At 36.8% G+C, this 20,017-nt stretch carries 24 protein-coding genes and 1 other annotated feature; of the genes, 21 read left to right on the top strand and 3 right to left on the bottom strand.

What is annotated here, in order from left to right; genetic code table 11:
• Positions 1-231: 231 nt before the first annotated feature.
• Positions 232-906 carry a response regulator transcription factor gene (locus AC6IWN_RS11860; RefSeq protein ID WP_497987622.1) on the bottom strand — a complete coding sequence of 225 codons (675 nt, stop codon included), beginning with the start codon at positions 904-906 and terminating at the stop codon, positions 232-234.
• Positions 907-1,247: 341 nt separating this feature from the next.
• On the opposite strand from AC6IWN_RS11860, the gene AC6IWN_RS11855 reads away from it, so the two are divergent.
• From AC6IWN_RS11855 to mscL, 7 genes are all read left to right on the top strand, one after another.
• Positions 1,248-1,622 (top strand): nuclear transport factor 2 family protein, encoded by a 375-nt coding sequence (locus AC6IWN_RS11855; RefSeq protein WP_497987621.1) that lies wholly within the window; start codon positions 1,248-1,250, stop codon positions 1,620-1,622.
• 160 nt (positions 1,623-1,782) lie between these two features.
• Positions 1,783-1,995: a binding site (T-box leader), on the top strand.
• Between the two features lie 249 nt (positions 1,996-2,244).
• Positions 2,245-3,285, top strand: coding sequence for a phenylalanine--tRNA ligase subunit alpha (gene pheS, locus AC6IWN_RS11850; protein ID WP_497987620.1), 1,041 nt, complete (start codon positions 2,245-2,247; stop codon positions 3,283-3,285).
• A 47-nt stretch (positions 3,286-3,332) separates the two neighbouring features.
• Positions 3,333-5,717 carry a phenylalanine--tRNA ligase subunit beta gene (pheT, locus tag AC6IWN_RS11845; RefSeq protein ID WP_497987619.1) on the top strand — a complete coding sequence of 795 codons (2,385 nt, stop codon included), beginning with the start codon at positions 3,333-3,335 and terminating at the stop codon, positions 5,715-5,717.
• 398 nt (positions 5,718-6,115) lie between these two features.
• Positions 6,116-6,370, top strand: coding sequence for a PF20097 family protein (locus AC6IWN_RS11840; RefSeq protein ID WP_497987618.1), 255 nt, complete (start codon positions 6,116-6,118; stop codon positions 6,368-6,370).
• Between the two features lie 38 nt (positions 6,371-6,408).
• Positions 6,409-6,966, top strand: coding sequence for a GNAT family N-acetyltransferase (locus tag AC6IWN_RS11835; protein ID WP_497987617.1), 558 nt, complete (start codon positions 6,409-6,411; stop codon positions 6,964-6,966).
• A gap of 229 nt (positions 6,967-7,195) precedes the next feature.
• Positions 7,196-8,206 carry a class I SAM-dependent methyltransferase gene (locus AC6IWN_RS11830; RefSeq protein WP_497987616.1) on the top strand — a complete coding sequence of 337 codons (1,011 nt, stop codon included), beginning with the start codon at positions 7,196-7,198 and terminating at the stop codon, positions 8,204-8,206.
• An 80-nt stretch (positions 8,207-8,286) separates the two neighbouring features.
• Positions 8,287-8,721 carry a large conductance mechanosensitive channel protein MscL gene (mscL, locus tag AC6IWN_RS11825; protein ID WP_497987615.1) on the top strand — a complete coding sequence of 145 codons (435 nt, stop codon included), beginning with the start codon at positions 8,287-8,289 and terminating at the stop codon, positions 8,719-8,721.
• A 76-nt stretch (positions 8,722-8,797) separates the two neighbouring features.
• On the opposite strand, the gene AC6IWN_RS11820 is transcribed toward mscL, so the two are convergent.
• Complete coding sequence (locus tag AC6IWN_RS11820) at positions 8,798-9,130, bottom strand: hypothetical protein (protein WP_497987614.1); 333 nt, start codon at positions 9,128-9,130, stop codon at positions 8,798-8,800.
• A gap of 376 nt (positions 9,131-9,506) precedes the next feature.
• Between AC6IWN_RS11820 and AC6IWN_RS11815 the strand changes: the two genes are divergently transcribed.
• The 7 genes from AC6IWN_RS11815 (at position 9,507) to AC6IWN_RS11785 (ending at position 14,175) form a co-directional block, all read left to right on the top strand.
• Complete coding sequence (locus AC6IWN_RS11815) at positions 9,507-10,025, top strand: YqeG family HAD IIIA-type phosphatase (RefSeq protein WP_497987613.1); 519 nt, start codon at positions 9,507-9,509, stop codon at positions 10,023-10,025.
• A 41-nt stretch (positions 10,026-10,066) separates the two neighbouring features.
• Entirely contained in the window at positions 10,067-10,585 is a 519-nt protein-coding gene (locus tag AC6IWN_RS11810; protein ID WP_497987612.1) for a shikimate kinase, read from the top strand.
• A gap of 13 nt (positions 10,586-10,598) precedes the next feature.
• The gene (gene aroQ, locus AC6IWN_RS11805; protein ID WP_497987611.1) at positions 10,599-11,033 is read left to right on the top strand and encodes a type II 3-dehydroquinate dehydratase; all 435 of its coding nucleotides are present in this window, start codon (positions 10,599-10,601) and stop codon (positions 11,031-11,033) included.
• Between the two features lie 75 nt (positions 11,034-11,108).
• Positions 11,109-12,176, top strand: coding sequence for a M24 family metallopeptidase (locus AC6IWN_RS11800; protein ID WP_497987610.1), 1,068 nt, complete (start codon positions 11,109-11,111; stop codon positions 12,174-12,176).
• A gap of 111 nt (positions 12,177-12,287) precedes the next feature.
• The gene (gene efp, locus AC6IWN_RS11795; protein WP_497987609.1) at positions 12,288-12,845 is read left to right on the top strand and encodes an elongation factor P; all 558 of its coding nucleotides are present in this window, start codon (positions 12,288-12,290) and stop codon (positions 12,843-12,845) included.
• A gap of 324 nt (positions 12,846-13,169) precedes the next feature.
• Entirely contained in the window at positions 13,170-13,697 is a 528-nt protein-coding gene (locus tag AC6IWN_RS11790; RefSeq protein ID WP_497987608.1) for a hypothetical protein, read from the top strand.
• Positions 13,698-13,752: 55 nt separating this feature from the next.
• On the top strand, positions 13,753-14,175 hold the full coding sequence (locus tag AC6IWN_RS11785) for a YhfM domain-containing protein (RefSeq protein WP_497987607.1): 423 nt from the start codon (positions 13,753-13,755) through the stop codon (positions 14,173-14,175).
• A 169-nt stretch (positions 14,176-14,344) separates the two neighbouring features.
• Here AC6IWN_RS11785 and AC6IWN_RS11780 read toward each other — a convergent pair whose 3' ends face one another.
• A complete protein-coding gene (locus AC6IWN_RS11780) occupies positions 14,345-15,124 on the bottom strand; it encodes a shikimate dehydrogenase family protein (RefSeq protein ID WP_497987606.1) in 780 nt (259 codons plus the stop codon).
• Between the two features lie 242 nt (positions 15,125-15,366).
• Here AC6IWN_RS11780 and spoIIIAA point away from each other — a divergent pair, with 242 nt between their 5' ends.
• The 7 genes from spoIIIAA to AC6IWN_RS11745 all read left to right on the top strand — a co-directional run bounded on the left by spoIIIAA (position 15,367) and on the right by AC6IWN_RS11745 (position 20,003).
• On the top strand, positions 15,367-16,329 hold the full coding sequence (gene spoIIIAA, locus AC6IWN_RS11775; protein WP_497987605.1) for a stage III sporulation protein AA: 963 nt from the start codon (positions 15,367-15,369) through the stop codon (positions 16,327-16,329).
• Between the two features lie 26 nt (positions 16,330-16,355).
• The gene (locus AC6IWN_RS11770; RefSeq protein ID WP_497987604.1) at positions 16,356-16,880 is read left to right on the top strand and encodes a stage III sporulation protein AB; all 525 of its coding nucleotides are present in this window, start codon (positions 16,356-16,358) and stop codon (positions 16,878-16,880) included.
• 74 nt (positions 16,881-16,954) lie between these two features.
• Positions 16,955-17,152 (top strand): stage III sporulation protein AC, encoded by a 198-nt coding sequence (gene spoIIIAC / locus AC6IWN_RS11765; protein ID WP_497987603.1) that lies wholly within the window; start codon positions 16,955-16,957, stop codon positions 17,150-17,152.
• Between the two features lie 21 nt (positions 17,153-17,173).
• Positions 17,174-17,584 carry a SpoIIIAC/SpoIIIAD family protein gene (locus AC6IWN_RS11760; protein ID WP_497987602.1) on the top strand — a complete coding sequence of 137 codons (411 nt, stop codon included), beginning with the start codon at positions 17,174-17,176 and terminating at the stop codon, positions 17,582-17,584.
• Positions 17,585-17,587: 3 nt separating this feature from the next.
• Positions 17,588-18,754 carry a stage III sporulation protein AE gene (locus AC6IWN_RS11755; RefSeq protein WP_497987601.1) on the top strand — a complete coding sequence of 389 codons (1,167 nt, stop codon included), beginning with the start codon at positions 17,588-17,590 and terminating at the stop codon, positions 18,752-18,754.
• 12 nt (positions 18,755-18,766) lie between these two features.
• On the top strand, positions 18,767-19,390 hold the full coding sequence (gene spoIIIAF, locus AC6IWN_RS11750; protein WP_497987600.1) for a stage III sporulation protein AF: 624 nt from the start codon (positions 18,767-18,769) through the stop codon (positions 19,388-19,390).
• 1 nt (position 19,391) lies between these two features.
• The gene (locus AC6IWN_RS11745; RefSeq protein ID WP_497987599.1) at positions 19,392-20,003 is read left to right on the top strand and encodes a SpoIIIAG-related protein; all 612 of its coding nucleotides are present in this window, start codon (positions 19,392-19,394) and stop codon (positions 20,001-20,003) included.
• Positions 20,004-20,017 lie beyond the last annotated feature (14 nt).

Genomic DNA, 20,017 nt, shown 5'->3' with positions numbered 1-20,017 from the left:
TATGCGAATGTCAACTGCTACTTTTCATTTAGTCTCTATTCTAACATAATATGACACGATGGGAAAGGGAGAAATGAGCTATTCATCGGTTAATATTAAAAATGTTATATTGAAATATATTAGGATAACCGAATAATGAAAAAGATTATAGAACAAAATTATAGAATAAAATGGAAGATCAGCATGATGCTGACTTCCATTAAACTGAATTAGGTATAAAATTTATCAATTTTACTTCTCCTTCCACGTATAACCTGATTTAATAATTGTGGTGATAGGATGACTGTTATCTCCTAGTGCAGAACGCAGCTTCTTAATATGGGTATCAACTGCTCTGTCATAGCCTTCGAACTCCGGACCCCATACTCTGTTAAGAATCTGCTCCCGTGATAGTACTTGGTTTTTGTTTTCAATTAGATATATTAGTAAGTCGTATTCTTTGGGTGCCAGGTTTATTACCAGGCCATTGACAGAAACCATCCTTTTGGAGGGCTCGATGAGAAGCTCGTTGATGCGTATGACTCCATTTTGAACCAGCAATCCACGATAACGCTTAATCAGTACCTGTATCTTTGCTTCCAGAACGGGGAGGGAAAAAGGTTTTGTCATATATTCATCCGCCCCTATTTCGTATCCACCCACGATGCTTTCTTCGCTGCACAAGGCGGTAAGAAAAATCACCGGTACATCATATTTTTTTCGGATATACTTGCAAACTTCGATGCCATCCATCTCGGGCATCATGATATCTAGAATAATAATGTCATAAATCCTTTGATTAATATAATTCAGTGATTCTAATCCATGAGTTGCTGTATCTACATGGAAGCCCCTCGCTATAAAATAGTCGGAGATTACTCTTCTTAAGTTTTTCTCATCCTCTACAATTAGTAAACTATATTCCATCTCATCACCCTTGTTCATCCTAATAAATTGATGTGTAGTTTTTATGTACATTTATACAAATATTATCATATTTTGAATAAAATACCAAAGAATAAATTTCAATATTTCGATAAGATTTATCCTTTGTCTTACTGTAACTAAATAATATATGTTATCCACTATTGTGCGTGTTGTAAGTAAATACACAACATGGTATTATATGGGTAGAATTTTGCGGATTAACTTATAAATAATGAAAAGAAGCAAGGTTATATGTTAAAAACAAGTATTACATTAATCTATTAATACAATAAGTAGCACATTAAAAGTAATAACATTAGAAAGATTTCTGGGAGGTAATTATGCGAGAAAGAGAAGAAATAATTAGAAGCTATTTTAATGCTTGGGTGAAGAAGGATGCATCAAATTTAGAGCGTTATTTTCATTCTGATATCTATTATAGTGAATGCTATGGACCGGAATACAATGGGGTTAAGCAGTTAATGTTGTGGTTCTCTGAATGGAATATGGTTGGAAGTGTGCTGGAGTGGAGAATAAAGCAGATTCTAAGCCAGGATAATGTCTTTATGGTGGAATGGTATTTTGAATGTGATTATGAGAATAATGTTGCTGGATTTGATGGTGTATCAATTATTGAATTCAACGATAGGAATGAAATTATATCAGTGAAGGAATTTCAATCGAAAGCGGAACATGTTCAACCGTATCAAAAATAATAGTGTGGACTAAAAATTATGAAAGTAATTCAAAATGCAAAATTAGCGATGGAGTAAGTCTAGATGATTCGGGTAAATCTAGAAAGCTATGAAATTGCAAGATTTTTTATTCCTACTCTTGACAATGGGATTATAGTCGATTAATATAGGATAAAAATAGATATCAACATTGATGGTGAATTCAGTAGCATATATTTTCCCACCAGAGAGAACTTGTCACCGGCTGAGAGCAAGTTCAGGGTTCGGATATATCGCGAAGTTCGGCACCGGAGTTGCCTTTTGAAAGAGAGGCCGGTTCAGTTCCGTTATAACTTTTGAGGAGCCTTGCTTGAGGCTTGAATTTGGGTGGTACCACGATGCTTTCGTCCCTTTGGAGACGGGGGCTTTTTTTATGCAATTCTGTGACAAGAAATGTGTATCATATTTCAATCGCAACCCGCTCCCGCTTGGATGAAGTACGTAAACTTTATACAGTTTAATGTGTATAAACGGGAATTCACAGAAAAGATTGTGGATAAAGTACCGAGAAAAATCCTATGCTGTGGATATAGTGTAGTTTACATGATGTTGAAATGATCAATTAGAATGAGTAATAGGGAAAATAAATCTAGGAGGAATGAAAATGTTAGAGAATTTAGAGAAAATCAAAGCGCAGTTTCAAAATGAATTGAACAGCGCGAAGCTTAAAGATGAGCTGGAACGAATCAGAGTTGCCTTCCTTGGTAAAAAGGGTCTTGTGACCGAAGTGTTAAAGGATCTTCGTAACCTGGATGTGGAAGCAAAAAAGACTGCAGGTATGCAGGTGAATATGCTTAAGAATGAGATTGAAAATGCTATCGTAAATCATCAGAAAACCTTGGAGGAACAGGAATATTTAAGAGAGATTGAAAACACGGAGCGTTATGATTTCTCTATTCCATCCGAAAAGGCCGTTGGAACCATGCATCCGATAACCATCGTTCAGAAGCAGATTGAAGATATCTTTAAGACGATGGGCTTCATTATTGAAGATGGCCTCGAGATTCAGACTGAGTTCAACAACTTTGAGGGCGTTAATATTCCTAAGAACCATCCTGCTAGAGATATGACTGATACCTATTATCTTGAGAATGGTCAGTTACTTAAGACTCATACCTCAGCAGCTCAGAATACGATTATGAGAAAATACGGCGCTCCTAAGCCGGGTGAACCGTTAAAGGTTTTATTCCCGGGAAGATGCTTCCGTAATGAGAATATTGATGCCAGCCATGAGAACACCTTCTTCCAATTAGAAGGTATGATGATTGGTGATGATATCTCCATTTCCAACTTGATTTACTTCATGAAGGTTCTTTTGACTGAAGTGTTCCAAAGAGACGTAAAAGTTCGTTTGCGACCAGGCTTCTTCCCGTTCGTGGAACCAGGATTTGAGCTTGATATCAACTGTGCAATCTGTGGTGGCTCCGGTTGTCCGACCTGTAAAAATTCCGGTTGGCTTGAACTCCTTCCTTGCGGTATGATTCATCCGAACGTACTTCGTCTTGGTGGTATTGATCCTGATAAATACACCGGTTTCGCATTCGGTTTGGGATTAACAAGACTTGCGATGATGAAATATAACATCAAGGACATCCGCTTATTCAACAGTGGTAATTTAAAACAGCTGAAGCAGTTTACAGTGTAGAGAATGATTAGATGTCGCTTTGAGCGAAAGAATGGAGGAAATGAAGAATGTTAATATCAATGAATTGGATTTCAGAATTCACTGACTTATCCGGTATAAATTTAAAAGAGTTAATCGGCAGATTTACATTATCCACTGCTGAGGTTGAAGATATATATGAATATGGAACGAAGGTTAGGGATGTTGTTGTTGGTAAGATTATTGAAATCAACGATCATCCAAACTCTAAGAAACTTCACTTATTAAAAGTTGATATCGGTAGCGAAGTGGTAGGTTGTGTATGTGGTGCGCCGAATGTATTTGTGGGTGCAGTGGTTCCTTTTGCAAAACTTGGCGGCCAAGTTGGAGATATGCAGATCATGGAAGCAAAGATTGCAGGAGAGATTAGTCATGGTATGTGCTGCTCCGAGAAGGAATTAGGCGTTAGCGATGAAAATTCTGGTTTAATGATACTAGATGATATCTATCCGCTTGGAACAGATATCAAGACCTTTATGCAGCTTGATGATACCGTATTTGAAGTGGATAATAAATCCTTAACGAACCGACCTGATCTATGGGGACATTACGGAATTGCAAGAGAAATCGCTGTATTAACAAAGAGAGAGTTAAAGCCTCTTGATGTTGTAGATACCAGTATTTATAAGAATTTGCCGGGAATTGATGTAAAGGTAGAAAACGTGGATAAATGTTATCGTTACAGTTGTCTTTCAATTGGTAACATTACAGAGAAGAAATCACCAATCAACATGAAAATCCGCCTTACCTATTGTGGTATGAGACCGATTAATTTACTTGCGGACCTTACCAACTATCTGATGATGGAGCTTGGTCAACCGATGCATGCCTTTGACAATAACAAGGTGTCAAAAATTCGTGTTAAGACATATCCTGATACGGTTAATTTCTTAACTTTAGATAGTGTTGAACGTAAAGTAGATAATGATACACTTCTTATCTGTGATGAGAAAGAACCGGTTGCAATTGCCGGAATTATGGGTGGTGAATTATCTGAGATTACAGATGATACAAATTCCGTATTATTAGAGTCTGCTAACTTTGACGGTGTATCCGTTCGTAAATCAGCAACACGTCTTGGACTTCGTACGGATGCAAGTTCAAGATATGAGAAGATTATTGATCCGGAACTTACTGTACCTGCAATCGGACGCTTTGTGAAGTTATTACAGGATATTGATCCTGGTGTACAGGTGACCTCTTCCCTTACCGATGAGTATGTAAAGCATTATGATACGATTACGATTGAATTTGATAAGGCTTATGTAGATAAGTATACCGGTATTGATATCTCCTCCGACCAAATTGAGGAAACACTTACCGCACTTGGTTTTGGACTTACCCGTAAAGGTGATGAATTCAGTGTTGTGGTTCCATCCTGGAGAGCAACCAAGGATGTTACCATCAAAGCAGATATCATAGAAGAAATTACCCGTATCTACGGTTATGATAACTTTGAGATTCAATCCACGAAGAGCTTTTTAACACCGGTTCGTCATGATGTGGCAAGAGATAACGAATATCGTATGAAGCAGATCTTATCCGAGCGTTATGCGATGAATGAGGTTCACAGTTATATCTGGTATGAGAGTAAAACCAATAAAGAATTAGGCATTGCAACTGAGCCGAATATTCGTGTAATAAACTCGGTGACTGCCGAGAATGATACCATCCGCTCTACTATAATTCCTTCTCTGTTAGGGTTTGTTGCAAAGAATGCAGATACCTATCCCGAGATGGGAATGTTTGAAATCGGCCGTGTTGCAGATGGTTTAAAAGCAGATGGACTTTGCGATGAGCGAAAGAGACTTGGTATTGCAATTGCAAGCAAGAAGCTCTCCGATAAAGAGATTTATTTTAAATGCAAAGAGATTATTGAGCAGATAGTAGCTGCAATCAAGAATATGGTACCGACTTATCAGGCTAAAGAAGAGCTTGGAAAGTTCAATTATGTTCATCCGGTAAATAGCGCAAGCATCCTTGTAAATGGGGAAGAGATTGGTTTCTTCTCAGTAATTAATCCTAAGATCAAGAATAAAATCGATAAGAAACTTAATGTTGCATTTGCTGAAATTGATGTAGAAATTCTTGAGAATGTTGCAGCAGAAAGTCTTCGTTACAGTGAAGTATCCAAATATCCGGGTGTGACCATTGATTTAAGTCTCTTAGCAGATAAGGCACTCCGTTATGAGAATATCGTGTCCTATGTTCAGGAATATAAGTCTGAATATCTTCAGGGATACCGTTTGGTTGACATCTTTGAGGATGAAAAGCTTCTTCCGGGCAAGAAGAGTGTTACAGTTCGCTTTGAATTCGGTTCAAAGGAAAGAACGCTTGAGGGCCAGGAAATCCAGACGATGGTGGATGAGTTACTTGCTATTTTAGCTACAAAGGGTCTTGAGATCAGAAAGTAAGAGATTATCTGATTGTATGATAATAACAATAAATTGCATGAACGAGTAGATATAACAAATTAAGGGTATCCATTCGTAGATATACAATAAATATAACAAAGAATAAACAAGTGTCCAATTAGTTTGATTATGGCTAGGTTGAATCAGTGCCAAATCTTAATAATAGGACGCTTGTTTCTTTATCAGATCATAATATACTGACAATACCTAATAGCAATGTATGGTTTAAAAAATTTTTTATAGTAGCAGCCATATAATGTAAATGTTGGTGCTTATAAATCCATATTGTGATATCATAATTTATATAGCACAACTTGAACTTTTTTACTGGAAATTTATATAAAACAACTCGAACTTTTTTACTTGAAACTTTTTAAAAGTGGTGAGGTGATAGAAAGATGAATTGTCCATATTGTGGTAAGGATATGAAAATTGGAGATGTTTGCGCCAGAGGGAGTGGAGGCTTGTATTGGCTTCCGGAAGGTGAGTCAATACGTTTCACTTTATCGAATAAAAATATCGAAAAGAAGAATGGAATTGTATTAGTACCCTGCGAAGAGATTAGGGTAAAACACACAGCATATGTGTGTTCAGAGTGCAACAAATTAATTATGGATCTATCGAATGAATCGACATTCATCAGTCATAATTGAGTTCGTCCCTGTATAGGTATTTTCTTAGAGGTGAGAAAATGCAGTTACATCATATGGGTACACAGTCTATTGAGACAATGCGATTACAGCTTCGAAAATTTCAGTTGGATGATGCTGAAGATATGTATCGTAATTGGTCAGGAGATCCGGAGGTTTGTAAGTATTTATCCTGGGGGCCGCATCAGGATGTCCACGTGTCACAAAGAAGGATTACGTATTGGTTAAGCTCTTATCAGAGGGATAGTACTTATGTGTGGGCGATTGAATTAAAGTTAAAACAGATGGCAGTCGGAACAATAAGTGTAGAGTTTACTGATGAGTCCACCTTGACCTGTGAGGTTGGATATTGTTTAGGGAAGGAATTCTGGGGTAGAGGAATTATGACGGAAACGCTTCATGTGGTGATGCATTTTCTCTTTTATGAGGTGGGTTATCAGCGTATCATAGCAAAGCATGATGTACAAAACATCGCATCCGGTCGTGTAATGCAAAAGGCAGGTATGCATTTTTTGAAGTATGAATATGGGGTTGGAATTCGCAAGGACGGAAGCTACTATGATTGTGCTGTTTATGAGAAGAAGATAACGGATGAATAACTATGTGACATTTCACACAGTTATTCATCCGTTTTTTGATAAAAGTAAGGTCCACAACAGGATTCGTGGGTATGACAGTAGCACCAGGTGAAGTCTAGATTAAAGATAAGGATATCTTCATTATCTTAGTATATCCTATTGTCAGGAATTTTCTCATATAATCCCTGTTATCAAAACTCATATTTGAATCATATAAATAATGATAGCTGATAATATAGGAGATGACTGTATGGACAAAGCGAAGCTGCTGTTTAATAAAGAGTATGAGGATTTTTATAAGATGGTCGAGGACAATGAGATTTTTTCAAGATACTGTCTAGAAACTCATGGAATTGATTTTTCCCAAGATGGCTTTAGTGATAAGAAGCAGATTGATGATTTGTTACTTGTATCCGGCTTAAAGCCTGATGACAGTGTGTTGGAGATTGGGTGCGGTAATGGTAAGATGGCAGAATATATCGCGTTAAAAACAGGGACTACGGTGTATGGATTTGATTATTCACAGAATGCCATAACGAGTGCCAAGAAGCGAACTGCAGGCAATGACGACCTTATCTTTGATGAGGGCGCAATCGGAGAAAAAGTATATCCGCCGAACTCCTTTGATGCAATTATCTCTATCGATTCCATTTGCTACACTCTTGATGTGGAAGGATTTGTCGAACAACTTTATACTTGGTTAAAACCAAACGGATTATTGCTGACCTATTATAGCGAAGGACAGATGAAAGGCATTAGTAGAAATGCAGATACCACCGATCTTGCACTAGCATTGAAAAAGGTTGAAATTCCTTATCTTGCCGTTGATTATACAAGACAGCATTTTGAGTTTTTAAAACATAAAAGAGAAGTAATTGATAAACATAAAGAACAATTCCTGCAAAATGATATGGAATTTTATTATCAATGTGCTGTATCAACATCGATTGGCGAATCTATGTCTTATGAAGATTTTATCAAACAGTTTAGTCGTTATCTTTATATAGCAAGAAAGAACATCATTGAACAAAAAGGCGTCGATGATAGCGAAGAAGATGAAGATGATATGAATAATTCAGTTAAAATTGCTCAAAATACTGAAGTGAACGGAGCTGTGGAATCTAAAACTGAGGAAAAGGATAATAATCTTGCTCCGAATACCAATGTGCGTAATAATAGAGTTAACATACCACGTAATAATGTACCAAATGCATTCAACAATCGCCAACCAAGAAGGTTATTTTCAATTCGTAGGTTTTAGTAGGTTAATGACAATATTAACGAGGGAAGAAGAGTAGCTTAACTATAAAAGTCGCTTCAAGTTACATAAGGAGGAAAGAGATGCTAAAAGAATTTAAAAAATTTGCACTTAAGGGTAATATGATTGATTTAGCGGTAGGCATCATTATTGGAGGAGCTTTCAGTGGACTGGTGAATTCATTGGTAAACGATGTGATTATGCCAATTCTAAGTGTTGTTACCAGTAAAATTAATTTTACCGATTGGTTTATCGCTTTGAATGGAAAACCATATAATACATTGCAGGAAGCAGTAAAGGATAAGGCGGCAGTAATCAAATACGGAGTATTTATCTCCGGAGCAATTAACTTTATAATTATGGCTTTTGTTGTGTTTCTTGTGGTGAAATGGCTGAATAAAATTAAGAAGCAGGATACAACAGCGGAGCCGACAACGAAGCAGTGTCCACGTTGTATGTCTGATATCAATATCGCTGCCACTAAATGTCCTCAGTGTACAGCAGATATTTCACAATAATATTAAAAAGAACGATGTTATTCTATTGATAATAATTATATTTTCAATAAGATAACATCGTTCTTTTTATGTATTATTAATCTTCATTGGTAACAGTACCAATCAAGGTGATGCAAAACCCTAAAATAAGCAATATAATAGTAAAATAGAAGGAAATACTATCTTCAATTCCTAGTTTGAAATGAGATAAGATAACACTGATGGTGCCAGATATTAATATGCCTAAACCTGAGGTGATTAAATTTTGCCTGTTCATTTTCTTTGTATTAAGAAGAATGATTAAGGTGCCACTCACGATGAGAACAATACTAATATAATATGTCCATGCTTGTAAATCAAAAGCTTTAATGTTTCCAATGATAACACCGCATCCTAATAATCCTAGAGCTGATATAATCTTTTCTTTCATAGTTAACCTCGATTCCTGCGCGCGTTTTGAGCGCATATAAAGTGAGCTTAGGATTATACAGGCACAAACTGTTTTATCCTATCAATATAAATGTTTATTATAAGAAATATATCTTGTACATTGCTATTATATAGAAATTTACTACGTTTTGCAATTAATGTTTCTATTATTTGTCAGACTATTTCGGGTACATTTTTTAGAATTAAAATAATTTATGGGAAAGTATTTGTTATTTTACAAGGAACAGCCTAGTTGGATAAATATAGATTTTTCTTGTACATTAATCCAACGATTGCTATAATGAATGAAGATTAGGATAGTGATATTTGAGCAAAATAAGATAAAATACATTTCAAAAAGGAATAGGAGTTACGACATGTTAAAAAGGTTTTATCCGAAGAGATTAGCACAGACATCCTATGATATAGATTATGAAAATCTTTATAAAGAAGGTTATCGTGGGATATTGTTTGATATTGATAATACATTGGTGGAACATGGTGCAGATGCTTCCGAACGGGCCATTGCATTATTTGCAAGATTAAAGAAGATTGGATTTGAGACCTGCCTGATATCAAATAATAGCGGAGAACGTGTGCGTAGATTCAACGAGAAAATTGGGGCACATTATATTCAGAAGGCCAATAAACCAGCGAAAAAAAGTTATATCAGAGCCACAAAGATTATGGGCACTACGATAGAGAACACGGTATTTGTCGGAGACCAACTGTTTACCGACGTATTTGGTGCAAATAGAATTGGAATGTTAACCTATCTTGTGAAACCAATTCACCCGAAGGAAGAAATTCAGATTGTTCTAAAGCGTAAGTTAGAACGAATTGTATTACATTACTATCGCAAAGATTTGGCAAAAGGGAAGATCAGCCAACAATAAAGATAAAAGAACCATTCGGTTCGTCAAATGAGGTACACGTTATGAAACATAATGTTATTTTAATTGGTTTTATGGGATCCGGAAAGACCAGCGTCGGTATAAGACTGGCTGAGCGATTATCCTATCGCTTTTGTGATTCGGATCAGATGATTGAAAAGAAAGTTGGGAATACCATTAATCAGATATTCTCACTTCATGGGGAAGAGTACTTTCGAAATCTTGAGACAGAACTGTTAAAGGAACTGAGCATGGATATCAAAAATCATGTTCTATCCACCGGCGGTGGATTGCCGCTTCGTAAGCAAAATGGTGAATTGCTTCAGAAAATGGGTTTTGTTGTGTTTTTAAAGGCTTCCAAAGAGACTACGGTGCAGCGATTAAAGGGTGATGCTACAAGACCCCTCCTAAAGGGAGAAGAACTAGATCAAAGAGTGGAGAGAATGCTAAGCATCCGAACGCCAATTTATGAAAAAGCAGCTCATAAGATTATTGCAACGGATGGGAGATCAATTGATGAAATTGTAAATCTTATTATGGAATCATATATGAGAGTGATTTAAAGGAGGAAGAACAGTGAGAATCTTGGTATTGAATGGGCCGAATTTAAACTTTTTAGGAATAAGAGAAAAAGGAATATACGGAACTCAGGATTATGATTATTTACTAGGGCTTTTAGAAGAGAAAGCAAGGGAAGAAGATATTATGATTGAAACCTTTCAGAGTAATAGTGAGGGTGAGATTATTGACCGAATTCAGAAGGCATATCATGATGACGTGGACGGTATCGTGATTAATCCCGGTGCATACACTCATTATAGTTACGCAATACGAGATGCGTTAGCCTCCATCACATCACCGAAGATCGAGGTGCATATCTCCAATATTCATCAAAGAGAAGAATTTCGTCATACGTCAGTAACGGCACCGGTTTGTAACGGACAAATTGCAGGACTTGGTCTTCAGGGGTATCTATTTGCGATCGATGCAATACTTAGATTGAAGGCTTAAGCACTGCATAAAACAGAAAGTAGATTGGATAAGATAAATACATATAATTAAGACAGAGAAGGATAGGTAGACAACATGGATAATTTTAAAAGAGTACAGGATGTATTAGAAAAGCTTTCCCTAGATGCGATTTTAATATCAAATGGAAACAATATGCGTTATATCAGCGGTTTTGCAGGTGAAACCGGTTATGTGTATATCACGGATAAAAGGCATGCGGTTATCACTGATTTTCGCTATACGATTCAGGCAGAGCTAGAGGCGGATGGGTATGAGGTAATTACCATCGGAGGCGGTGGTTATGAAGAAGCAATTAATGATTTACTAAAAACGGACGGTGTAAATAAGTTAGGCTTTGAGTCATGGGATATGCTTTTTGGTACCTATCATGATTTACATGATAGATTGGTGGTAAATGAAATGATCCCTGTGGGTCATGAGATTACTAATCTGAGAAGAATAAAAACTACTCGGGAACTTGAGTTTATGAGAAAAGCAGAAGCAATCGGGGATGAAGTATTTACAGATATATTAACATTCATTAAACCAGGAATGACTGAGATTGAGGTGGCAGCGCAGATTGAATATCTACTTAAAGTAAAAGGGGGTACGGCATGCAGCTTTCCGGCAATTGTCGCTTCTGGAATAAATTCTTCAATGCCACACGCTGTTCCTTCCCAGAAGAAAATCGAATCAGGAGATTTTCTGACGATGGATTTTGGCTGTGTATATGAAGGATACTGTTCTGATATGACAAGAACCATAGTGATTGGAAAAGCGAGTGAGAAGCAGAAAGAAGTATATAATACGGTATTAGAGGCTCAAATGGCAGCATTAAACTTTATAAAAGCTGGCTACAAAGGGAAAGAAGTAGATAAGGTTGCGAGAGATATCATTTATAAAGCTGGGTATGAAGGATGCTTCGGACACGGACTTGGTCATAGCGTTGGACTTCATGTTCATGAGAATCCTAGATTATCGCCTAGTGAAGAAGATCTGATATTAGCAGGTATGACGGAAACGGTAGAGCCTGGAATATATATCAAAGGCTTTGGAGGTGTCAGAATAGAAGATCTCGTGGTTGTAACAGAAGATGGTTGTCAGAACTTTACGAATTCCTGGAAGAATTTAATTGAGTTATAAATGACATACGCCATTTAAGTCGGATTTTTGGGCTTACACAAAAAAACAGTTGCAAATTATCATGGATTATTATAGACTTAAGAGTAGTCAATTTAAGGAGGATTTTTTAGTATGGTATCAGCAGGCGATTTCAGAAACGGCTTGACAATTGAGATGGATAACAACGTATATCAGATTATAGAATTTCAACATGTTAAACCTGGTAAAGGCGCAGCATTTGTTAGAACGAAATTAAAAAATATTAAAAATGGTGGTGTAGTTGAAAAGACTTTCCGTCCTACGGAAAAATACCCACAGGCACATATTGAAAGAAACGATATGCAATATTTATATAATGATGGTGAATTGTACCACTTCATGAACGTTGAATCATTTGACCAGTTTGCTTTGAACGAAGAAGCAATCGGCGATTCCCTTAAGTTCGTTAAGGAGAACGAGATGGTTAAGATGCTTTCCCACAGTGGACAGGTATTTGCTATTGAACCTCCGTTATTCGTAGAACTTGTTATTACGGAAACAGAGCCAGGCTTTAAAGGTGATACAGCTCAGGGTGCTTCCAAACCTGCAATTGTCGAAACTGGTGCAACTGTATATGTTCCATTATTCGTTGAGCAGGGTGATAAGATTTCTATCGACACAAGAACCGGCGAATACATGAAGAGAGTATAACCACATATCACAAAGATTAATATGAGCGCAATCCTAAGAAAATCAAGTTTTTCTTAGGATTGCGCTTTTTTGTGTTTTGAATTAACCATGAGAGTTAGCATAAGTTTGTTTGATATAAATCTAACATCATAAATATTGCATAATTGATTGGTTTTGTCTTGAATTACGCATTTTCATGTGTAAAATTGTCTGAACGAATATCATTTTGAGAAGGTGGAGTAATATAGAAAATATTGGTAGATTTGAATAGAGTTATACTGTATAATAACAGTATGTACAAAGGTAATATACTTAAGATTAATAAGATAATATGTGGGGTTGACAATGAAAAAAGGGGTTTTAATTATAGTTGGGATTCTAGCTGTAGTTAGTTTGGTTTTAGGAGTATGCTTATATGGGAATGTTGGTATTTCAGCCAAAGCAGTAGAAAAGGATGCAAGAAAATCACAACAAGTAGATGCATCCTGGCAGGTAAATAAAAAGATCGATAAGAAACTGATAGCCATGCTTTTTTATGATAAAGCCAAGAAGAATCATACCTTTTCAATATATCAAAAGAGGGATGGGATTTCGATCGGATATTTTTTTAATGCTGGAGGAGGGACAGGGGATATTGAACTTGATGTTGATGCATTTCCCTGTGGCAATAATGGAATTGTAATTATGTCGATGAATAAGCAAAAAATTGCAAGGATGGTCGTAAAATGGGATGATCAGACAATAACAGTGAACATTGATGAAAAAAATCCGTTTGTACAAATAGTGCCGCCAAATTGTAAGAATATCCTGCTATATGATGTTAATGGAAAGATAGTACCACAGGAAAATAAACTCTTTAATAAGTTACCATAAATGATGAAATAAGTTATTGTTTGCGTTGATGATGGTTTTAGTTAGGGGGGATATTGTGAAGCGAAGGTTTGTCTTAATGATTGCAGTTTTTATAGTAGCAATAGTTTGGTATGTGGCATTCTATAATAACCCTGATGAATATCAAAGCGTAGATGTTTTTAAGGCGAATGGGTTTAATGGCGCAGAAGGTAAACCTATCATATCGTTTCATGATGAAAAATCATTAGAAGTATTTTCAAGGATGATCAGAAAATCGAGAAAAATCCGTGGATTACTTGATGTATCCGATCCTTATTACGTATTAGAAATAACACGGATGAATAAAAGAGTAATGATATTATACTTGTGGGTTGATGCGAACTTCTCCCGCGGGATGTATATGTATTGCGGAAATGATTATACAGGGTATTCGATTCCGATCCGTTGCACAGAGCAATTGAAAGAGATCCTAAAGATAAAGGGAAAGAATACACAATAAAATGAATCTAAAGGTATTTCATTGATTAATAATCGTATATTGTGTAAGTATACGGTAAAAATTCAGTATACAGTACTTTAATATGCATCTGGTACATACTGAGTTATTATACAATTGTTGAATTAATAACTATAGGATAGGTAAATTGACTAAGATTATCACGGTCAATTTACCTGTTGTTGTTTTTTATAATCTCAAGCAATTCTTGATAGGTCTGCTCAATCAACGAATCCTCCAGTTCTTTATCCAGAAAATACTCGATTGCCTGCTTCGCCTGCGCAACCAACATCTCCAGCCCGGTAACTGCCTTTATGTTTAATGCTTTTGCCTGTTGAGTAAGAATGGTATCTAGTGGGTTGAAGATGGCATCTACTACTCCCTCACACTGAGTGAACGAGGTCAGATCCAGAGGGGAAGCATCCATGTTCGGATACATTCCAACCGGGGTGGTATTAATGATGATTTTTGCATCTGTATGCTCTTTATAACAACGCTCGTAGGATATAATGGTATCATCTTTATCCGTACGGCTAACGATGAAAATCTCGCTTGCTCCAAGATGTTTTAGAACCGCGTGAACGGTATGGGAGGTTCCACCGGTACCCAAAATCAAGCATTTTTTGCCCGATATATCAATCTGATTATGAAGGAGCATGTAACGAAAACCGTAAAAATCAGTATTGTAGCCAATGTAATGACCATTTTTGTTGACGATGGTATTCACGGCGCCGATTTCCTGTGCTAGCGGGTGAAGTTCATCCAGATAAGGAATAACTTCTTGTTTGTAGGGAATGGTAACGTTGATGGCGGTAAAATCCTTCTTCTCCATGAACGGAACAAATTCCTCTCTTGTCAATGGAATCAAATCATATGTATAATCTGCCAGCTTTTCATGAATAATCTTTGAATAGCTGTGTCCTAATTTTTCTCCTATTAATCCGTATCTCATTCTTGCACCATCCTTGTTCGTTATAATACAGGAACATAGTGAATTTCACAGCAAATTTCTCTTATCTCATCCAACTTATCTGCTGCTTTCCTGCTTTATCTTATTAAACAGAATAATATATGCAGAATCATTTTGCAATTTATTTCTTTTCGGTTATCGGAATATTTTCTTATTCAGGGAATATATTGTTCTAACAGAAATAGGATAAGCTATCCTGCGGTCAAAGGGGGAGGGGGATCTGTATGAATACGAAAGACGAGCTACTAAAGATATTCTCACTAAAGCTTAGGACGATACTAGGAAAACTAAATATTGAGTTCGATAAGCTACAGGAAATCAGATTACGGATGAATGCCCCACTCATTATGATTTATGCAAATAAAGAAACCTTTGTAACGGAGGACGCCAAATTGGTGGATACTCCTCAAAAGGCAATCCACATAACCAAAAATGAAATTCGTGAAACGATGGAATATATCAGTAATTACTCCTTGTATGCCTTTGAGGATGAGATTAAACAGGGGTTTATCACGATAAATGGAGGTCACCGAATTGGGATTACCGGTAAGACAATCATTGAGGATGACAATATCAAAGGGATTAAGCATATCTCATTTATCAATATCCGTTTGGCACATCAGGTAAAGGGATGCGCGAATCGGGTTCTGCCTTATCTGGTAGACAAGCAGAAAGAAGAAATTTTTCATACGTTGATTATTTCTCCGCCTCGATGTGGCAAGACTACATTATTAAGGGATATCATCAGACAGCTCTCCAACGGGAGCGAGCATCTGCCGGGGATGAGCATCGGAGTGGTTGATGAGCGATCTGAAATTGGTGCCTGCTATATGGGAACACCTCAGAATGAACTTGGTATACGTACGGATATTTTGGATTGCTGTCCGAAAGCAAAGGGAATGATGATGCTAATAAGATCCATGTCCCCTCAGATTATTGCAGTGGATGAGATTGGCTCCAGAGAGGATCTGGATGCTATTGATTATGTAATCGGTTGTGGCTGCAAGATTATAGCCACCGTTCATGGTAGTTCCATAGAAGATATTCGCAACAAGCCAATACTCGGAGATTTAGTGAAAAAGAAGTTATTTGAGCGATACATCATACTCAGCAATCGCACAGAAATAGGGCACTTGGATGAGATATATGATTCGGAAGGAAAAATGCTATTTCGTTCCGCAGAATAAGCAAATGTTGAAAGGAGGACAAACTTATGTTTTTTATGAAAATAATCGGATGCATCATGGTGATTGGGTCATCTTCTGGGATGGGGTTCTTCTTTGCCAATGAGATGAGATGCAGGTTGGAAAACCTAAAGGAATTAAAGAAATTGATCAGCCTATTAAGGGGAGACATCCGTTATGCAAGTACACCGCTACCGGAGGCAATCAGTTCCATTACCAGGAGGCATAAGGGAATATTCAATCAGTTCTTAAACAGTGTAAGTGAAAAGTTACATGAACTTTCGGGACAAACCTTTGCAGATGTGTGGAAGGATGCAGTGAATAAGGAATTACTGGATACATCCCTCTCTAAGAAGGACAAGTTACATCTCATACAGTTCGGTGAAAATCTCGGATACCTTGATAAGGAAATGCAGATGAACGTCATTGATTTATTCCTGTCGCAGCTGGAAGAGGAGATTAATGAAATGACAAAGACATTGAAGGAAAAATCGTATTTATATAATACCTTAGGAATTATGGCGGGAGTATTTATAGTTATAGTAATGATCTGAAGAAAAGTACAAATGCAATGCAAATTGAATCCTGTAAAGGGCAGGGTGCGTAATATGTGCGATGGAGGGTAACTATGGATTTTACTTTTATATTAAAAATAGCATTAGTCGGTATTGTTGTAACCATTTTGAATTCAATATTAAAGCAGTCTGGAAGGGATGAACTGGCATTCCTCTCCAGCCTGGCTGGATTGATTCTGGTTTTGTTTTGGATATTGCCGTATATCACTCAATTGTTTGTATCGATACAGAAATTATTCGACGTAGTTTAATGTGACAGGGAGGTCGGTACGTTGCAAAATAGTGGTGATATAAGAACGATGCTGCAAATATCTGCTGTAGGTATATTAACAGTGATGTTAGCAATTCTATTTAAGAAAAAGAAGGAAGAGATCTCTCTTTATATTAGCTTGGCGGCTTGCTTTTTAATCATATTGTGGGGAATTAATAAGCTTCAAGTGATTCTGGATGCAATCAATCAGCTGCAGGGATACATAAATTTAAACAAATCATACATTGGTATATTGATTAAGATTATAGGTATTACCTATATAACGGAGATATCGTCATCGCTTTGTAAGGATTCCGGTTATCACGCAATCTCGGATCAAATAGAAATTGTAGGAAAGCTTACGATCCTTGCGATTAGTATGCCGATTATTCTCTCGATACTAGAAACAATCAACCGGTTTTTGGGGGCATAGCAAATGAAAATCCTATTTAAGAGTAAGGGAAGGATAGTATTAAGTAGAATTATCCTTTTGACAGTAACAATGATATTTATGCCATTGGTGGGACAAGCAAAAGCGATGGCAAGTGAAACATCGGATTTTAATCAAAAATATGATTATTCTGAAATCCAAAGTGTCATAGATAATGTGATGGATGGAGGAAATAAATTTGACTTTAATGATTACATAAACCGTATGATGAGTGGACAAGAACCTTTTTCTGTACAGGATATCTCGAGTCAACTCGTCAAATCAATAAAAGGGGAAATACAAGCCAATATCGGAACCTTTATCAGTCTGACTACGATTGCACTTATAGCAGCATTATTTACGAATTTGTCGATGGCTTTTAAAAATAATCAGGTCTCTGAGACAGGCTATTACATAACATATTTATTATTGTTCGGAGTACTAATCAGTTCGTTTATTATAGCTTCCGGTATTGCCGCGGCAACGATTGGTACAATTTTAGATTTTATGAAAGCACTGGTACCAACCTACCTTATGTCTGTTGCTTTTTGTACAGGACCAACTACCTCCTTGGTGTATTATCAGGCTGCGTTGGGATTAATTACTGTAGTTGATTTCTTAATCCTCAGGGTGATTATTCCAATGATTAATTTCTATTTGATCATTATGCTGGTCAACAATATGTCAAAGGAGGACACGCTGTCAAAGCTGGCAGGTTTATTCTCTACCGCTGTGAACTGGATGTTAAAAAGTATGCTAGCAGCTGTAATTGGATTTAATGTAATTCAGGGTCTGATTGTTCCGGTTGCCGATCAGGTAAAACGGTCGGTTCTGCTTAAGGCATCCTCGGCTCTACCCGGTGTTGGTGGGGCAATCGGAGGGGTGACAGAAACGGTGTTGGGAGCAGGGGTTTTGCTAAAGAATTCAATTGGTGTAGCAGGTCTGATTGTTCTAATCACAATATGTGCGGTTCCATTTATTAAATTGCTGATGATTAGTGTTGTATACAAGGTAGGAAGTGCTGCATTACAGCCGATTTCGGACAAGCGTTTTATTGAATGCATTAGTGCGACGGCGAAATCAGCTTCCATGTTATTGCAAACAGTATTCGTGGGAGCGGTGTTATTTATACTTTCAATCACGATTGTGGCGGTCACGACCTCTTATCGGTAAAAGGAGGGACGAATGGAAACGGAAATATATTCTTGGATTAGAAACATCGTGGTATTCATGATGATTAATACAATTATTATGAATCTCCTAGGTAACAAAAGCTATAAAAAATACGTGAGCATTGCTTCGGGAATGATATTAGTGCTTATTGTAGTATCTCCCCTGATGAAGATATTTAAGCTACAGGAAAATCTTGATTATTTTCTGGAATCCAATACTTTTGCGATGGACACAAGTGATTTTAAGAGTAAATTATCGCAGGTGGAGGAAGATCAAAATGATAAAATTTATTCGGAATACAAGAGTCAAATTAAAAAGCAAGTAAAAGAACTACTGTCACAGAATAATGTGTACCTAAAGAGTATGGATGTACAGATCGATTCGAAAACAGATAGCACGACATATGGACAAATTGTAAAAATGAACATTAACGCAACCACGGAGGATAGTAGCCAAACATCAGGAGAAACCCTTACTATTGATAAGGTGGATATCGGTCAGATAAGCATCAATAAAGATGAAAAACCAAAAGAGTCAGAGTTGCCCACACCCCTTGAAATCAGTATAAAAAATAAACTCTCCGACTTCTATAATATTGAACAAGGTAATATAAATATTAGTATACAGGGAGGATAACATGGAAAAAAAGAAAATTTCCCTGAAGGAAATAGGCCTACCAAAATTAATCATGATTTTTATAGCAGGGATTTTAATCATTTTATTATCATTTCCTGGCATCTTCAGCTCTAACAAACCACTTAAAAGTAATAATACAACGCAGACAACGAATAAATCCGCGATACAACAAAAAGATAAGAATACGACAAGCTATGATTCGAATACCTATATAACAGAAATGGAAAATAAGCTTGAGAGTATTCTAAGAAAGGTATCCGGTATCGGTCAGGTTGAGGTGATGATTACTTTGAAATCCTCAGAAGAACAGGTTCCGTTAAAGAATACTCCTTCTACACAGGAAAGCTTGAACGAAGTTGACGGGGAGGGTGGAAGCAGAACAAATAATAATGTAAAACAAGACGACAGCACCGTACTGGTTAACGACGGGAATGGAAATTCAGTACCTTACATAGTACAGAAGATTGAACCCCAAGTGGAGGGTATCGTTGTAATCGCAGAAGGTGGAAACAATGGTAATGTAAAAATGGAGATAATGGATGCAGCCGAGGCATTATTTAATGTACCTGTGAATAAAATTAAAGTAATGAAGATGGGAAATGCCATTAAATAATTTAGGAGGTATAG

Source organism: Variimorphobacter sp. HTMS_6, assembly GCF_059717775.1.
The sequence above is the reverse complement of the archived record's forward strand: the minus strand, read 5'-3'. Positions and strand labels throughout refer to the sequence as shown.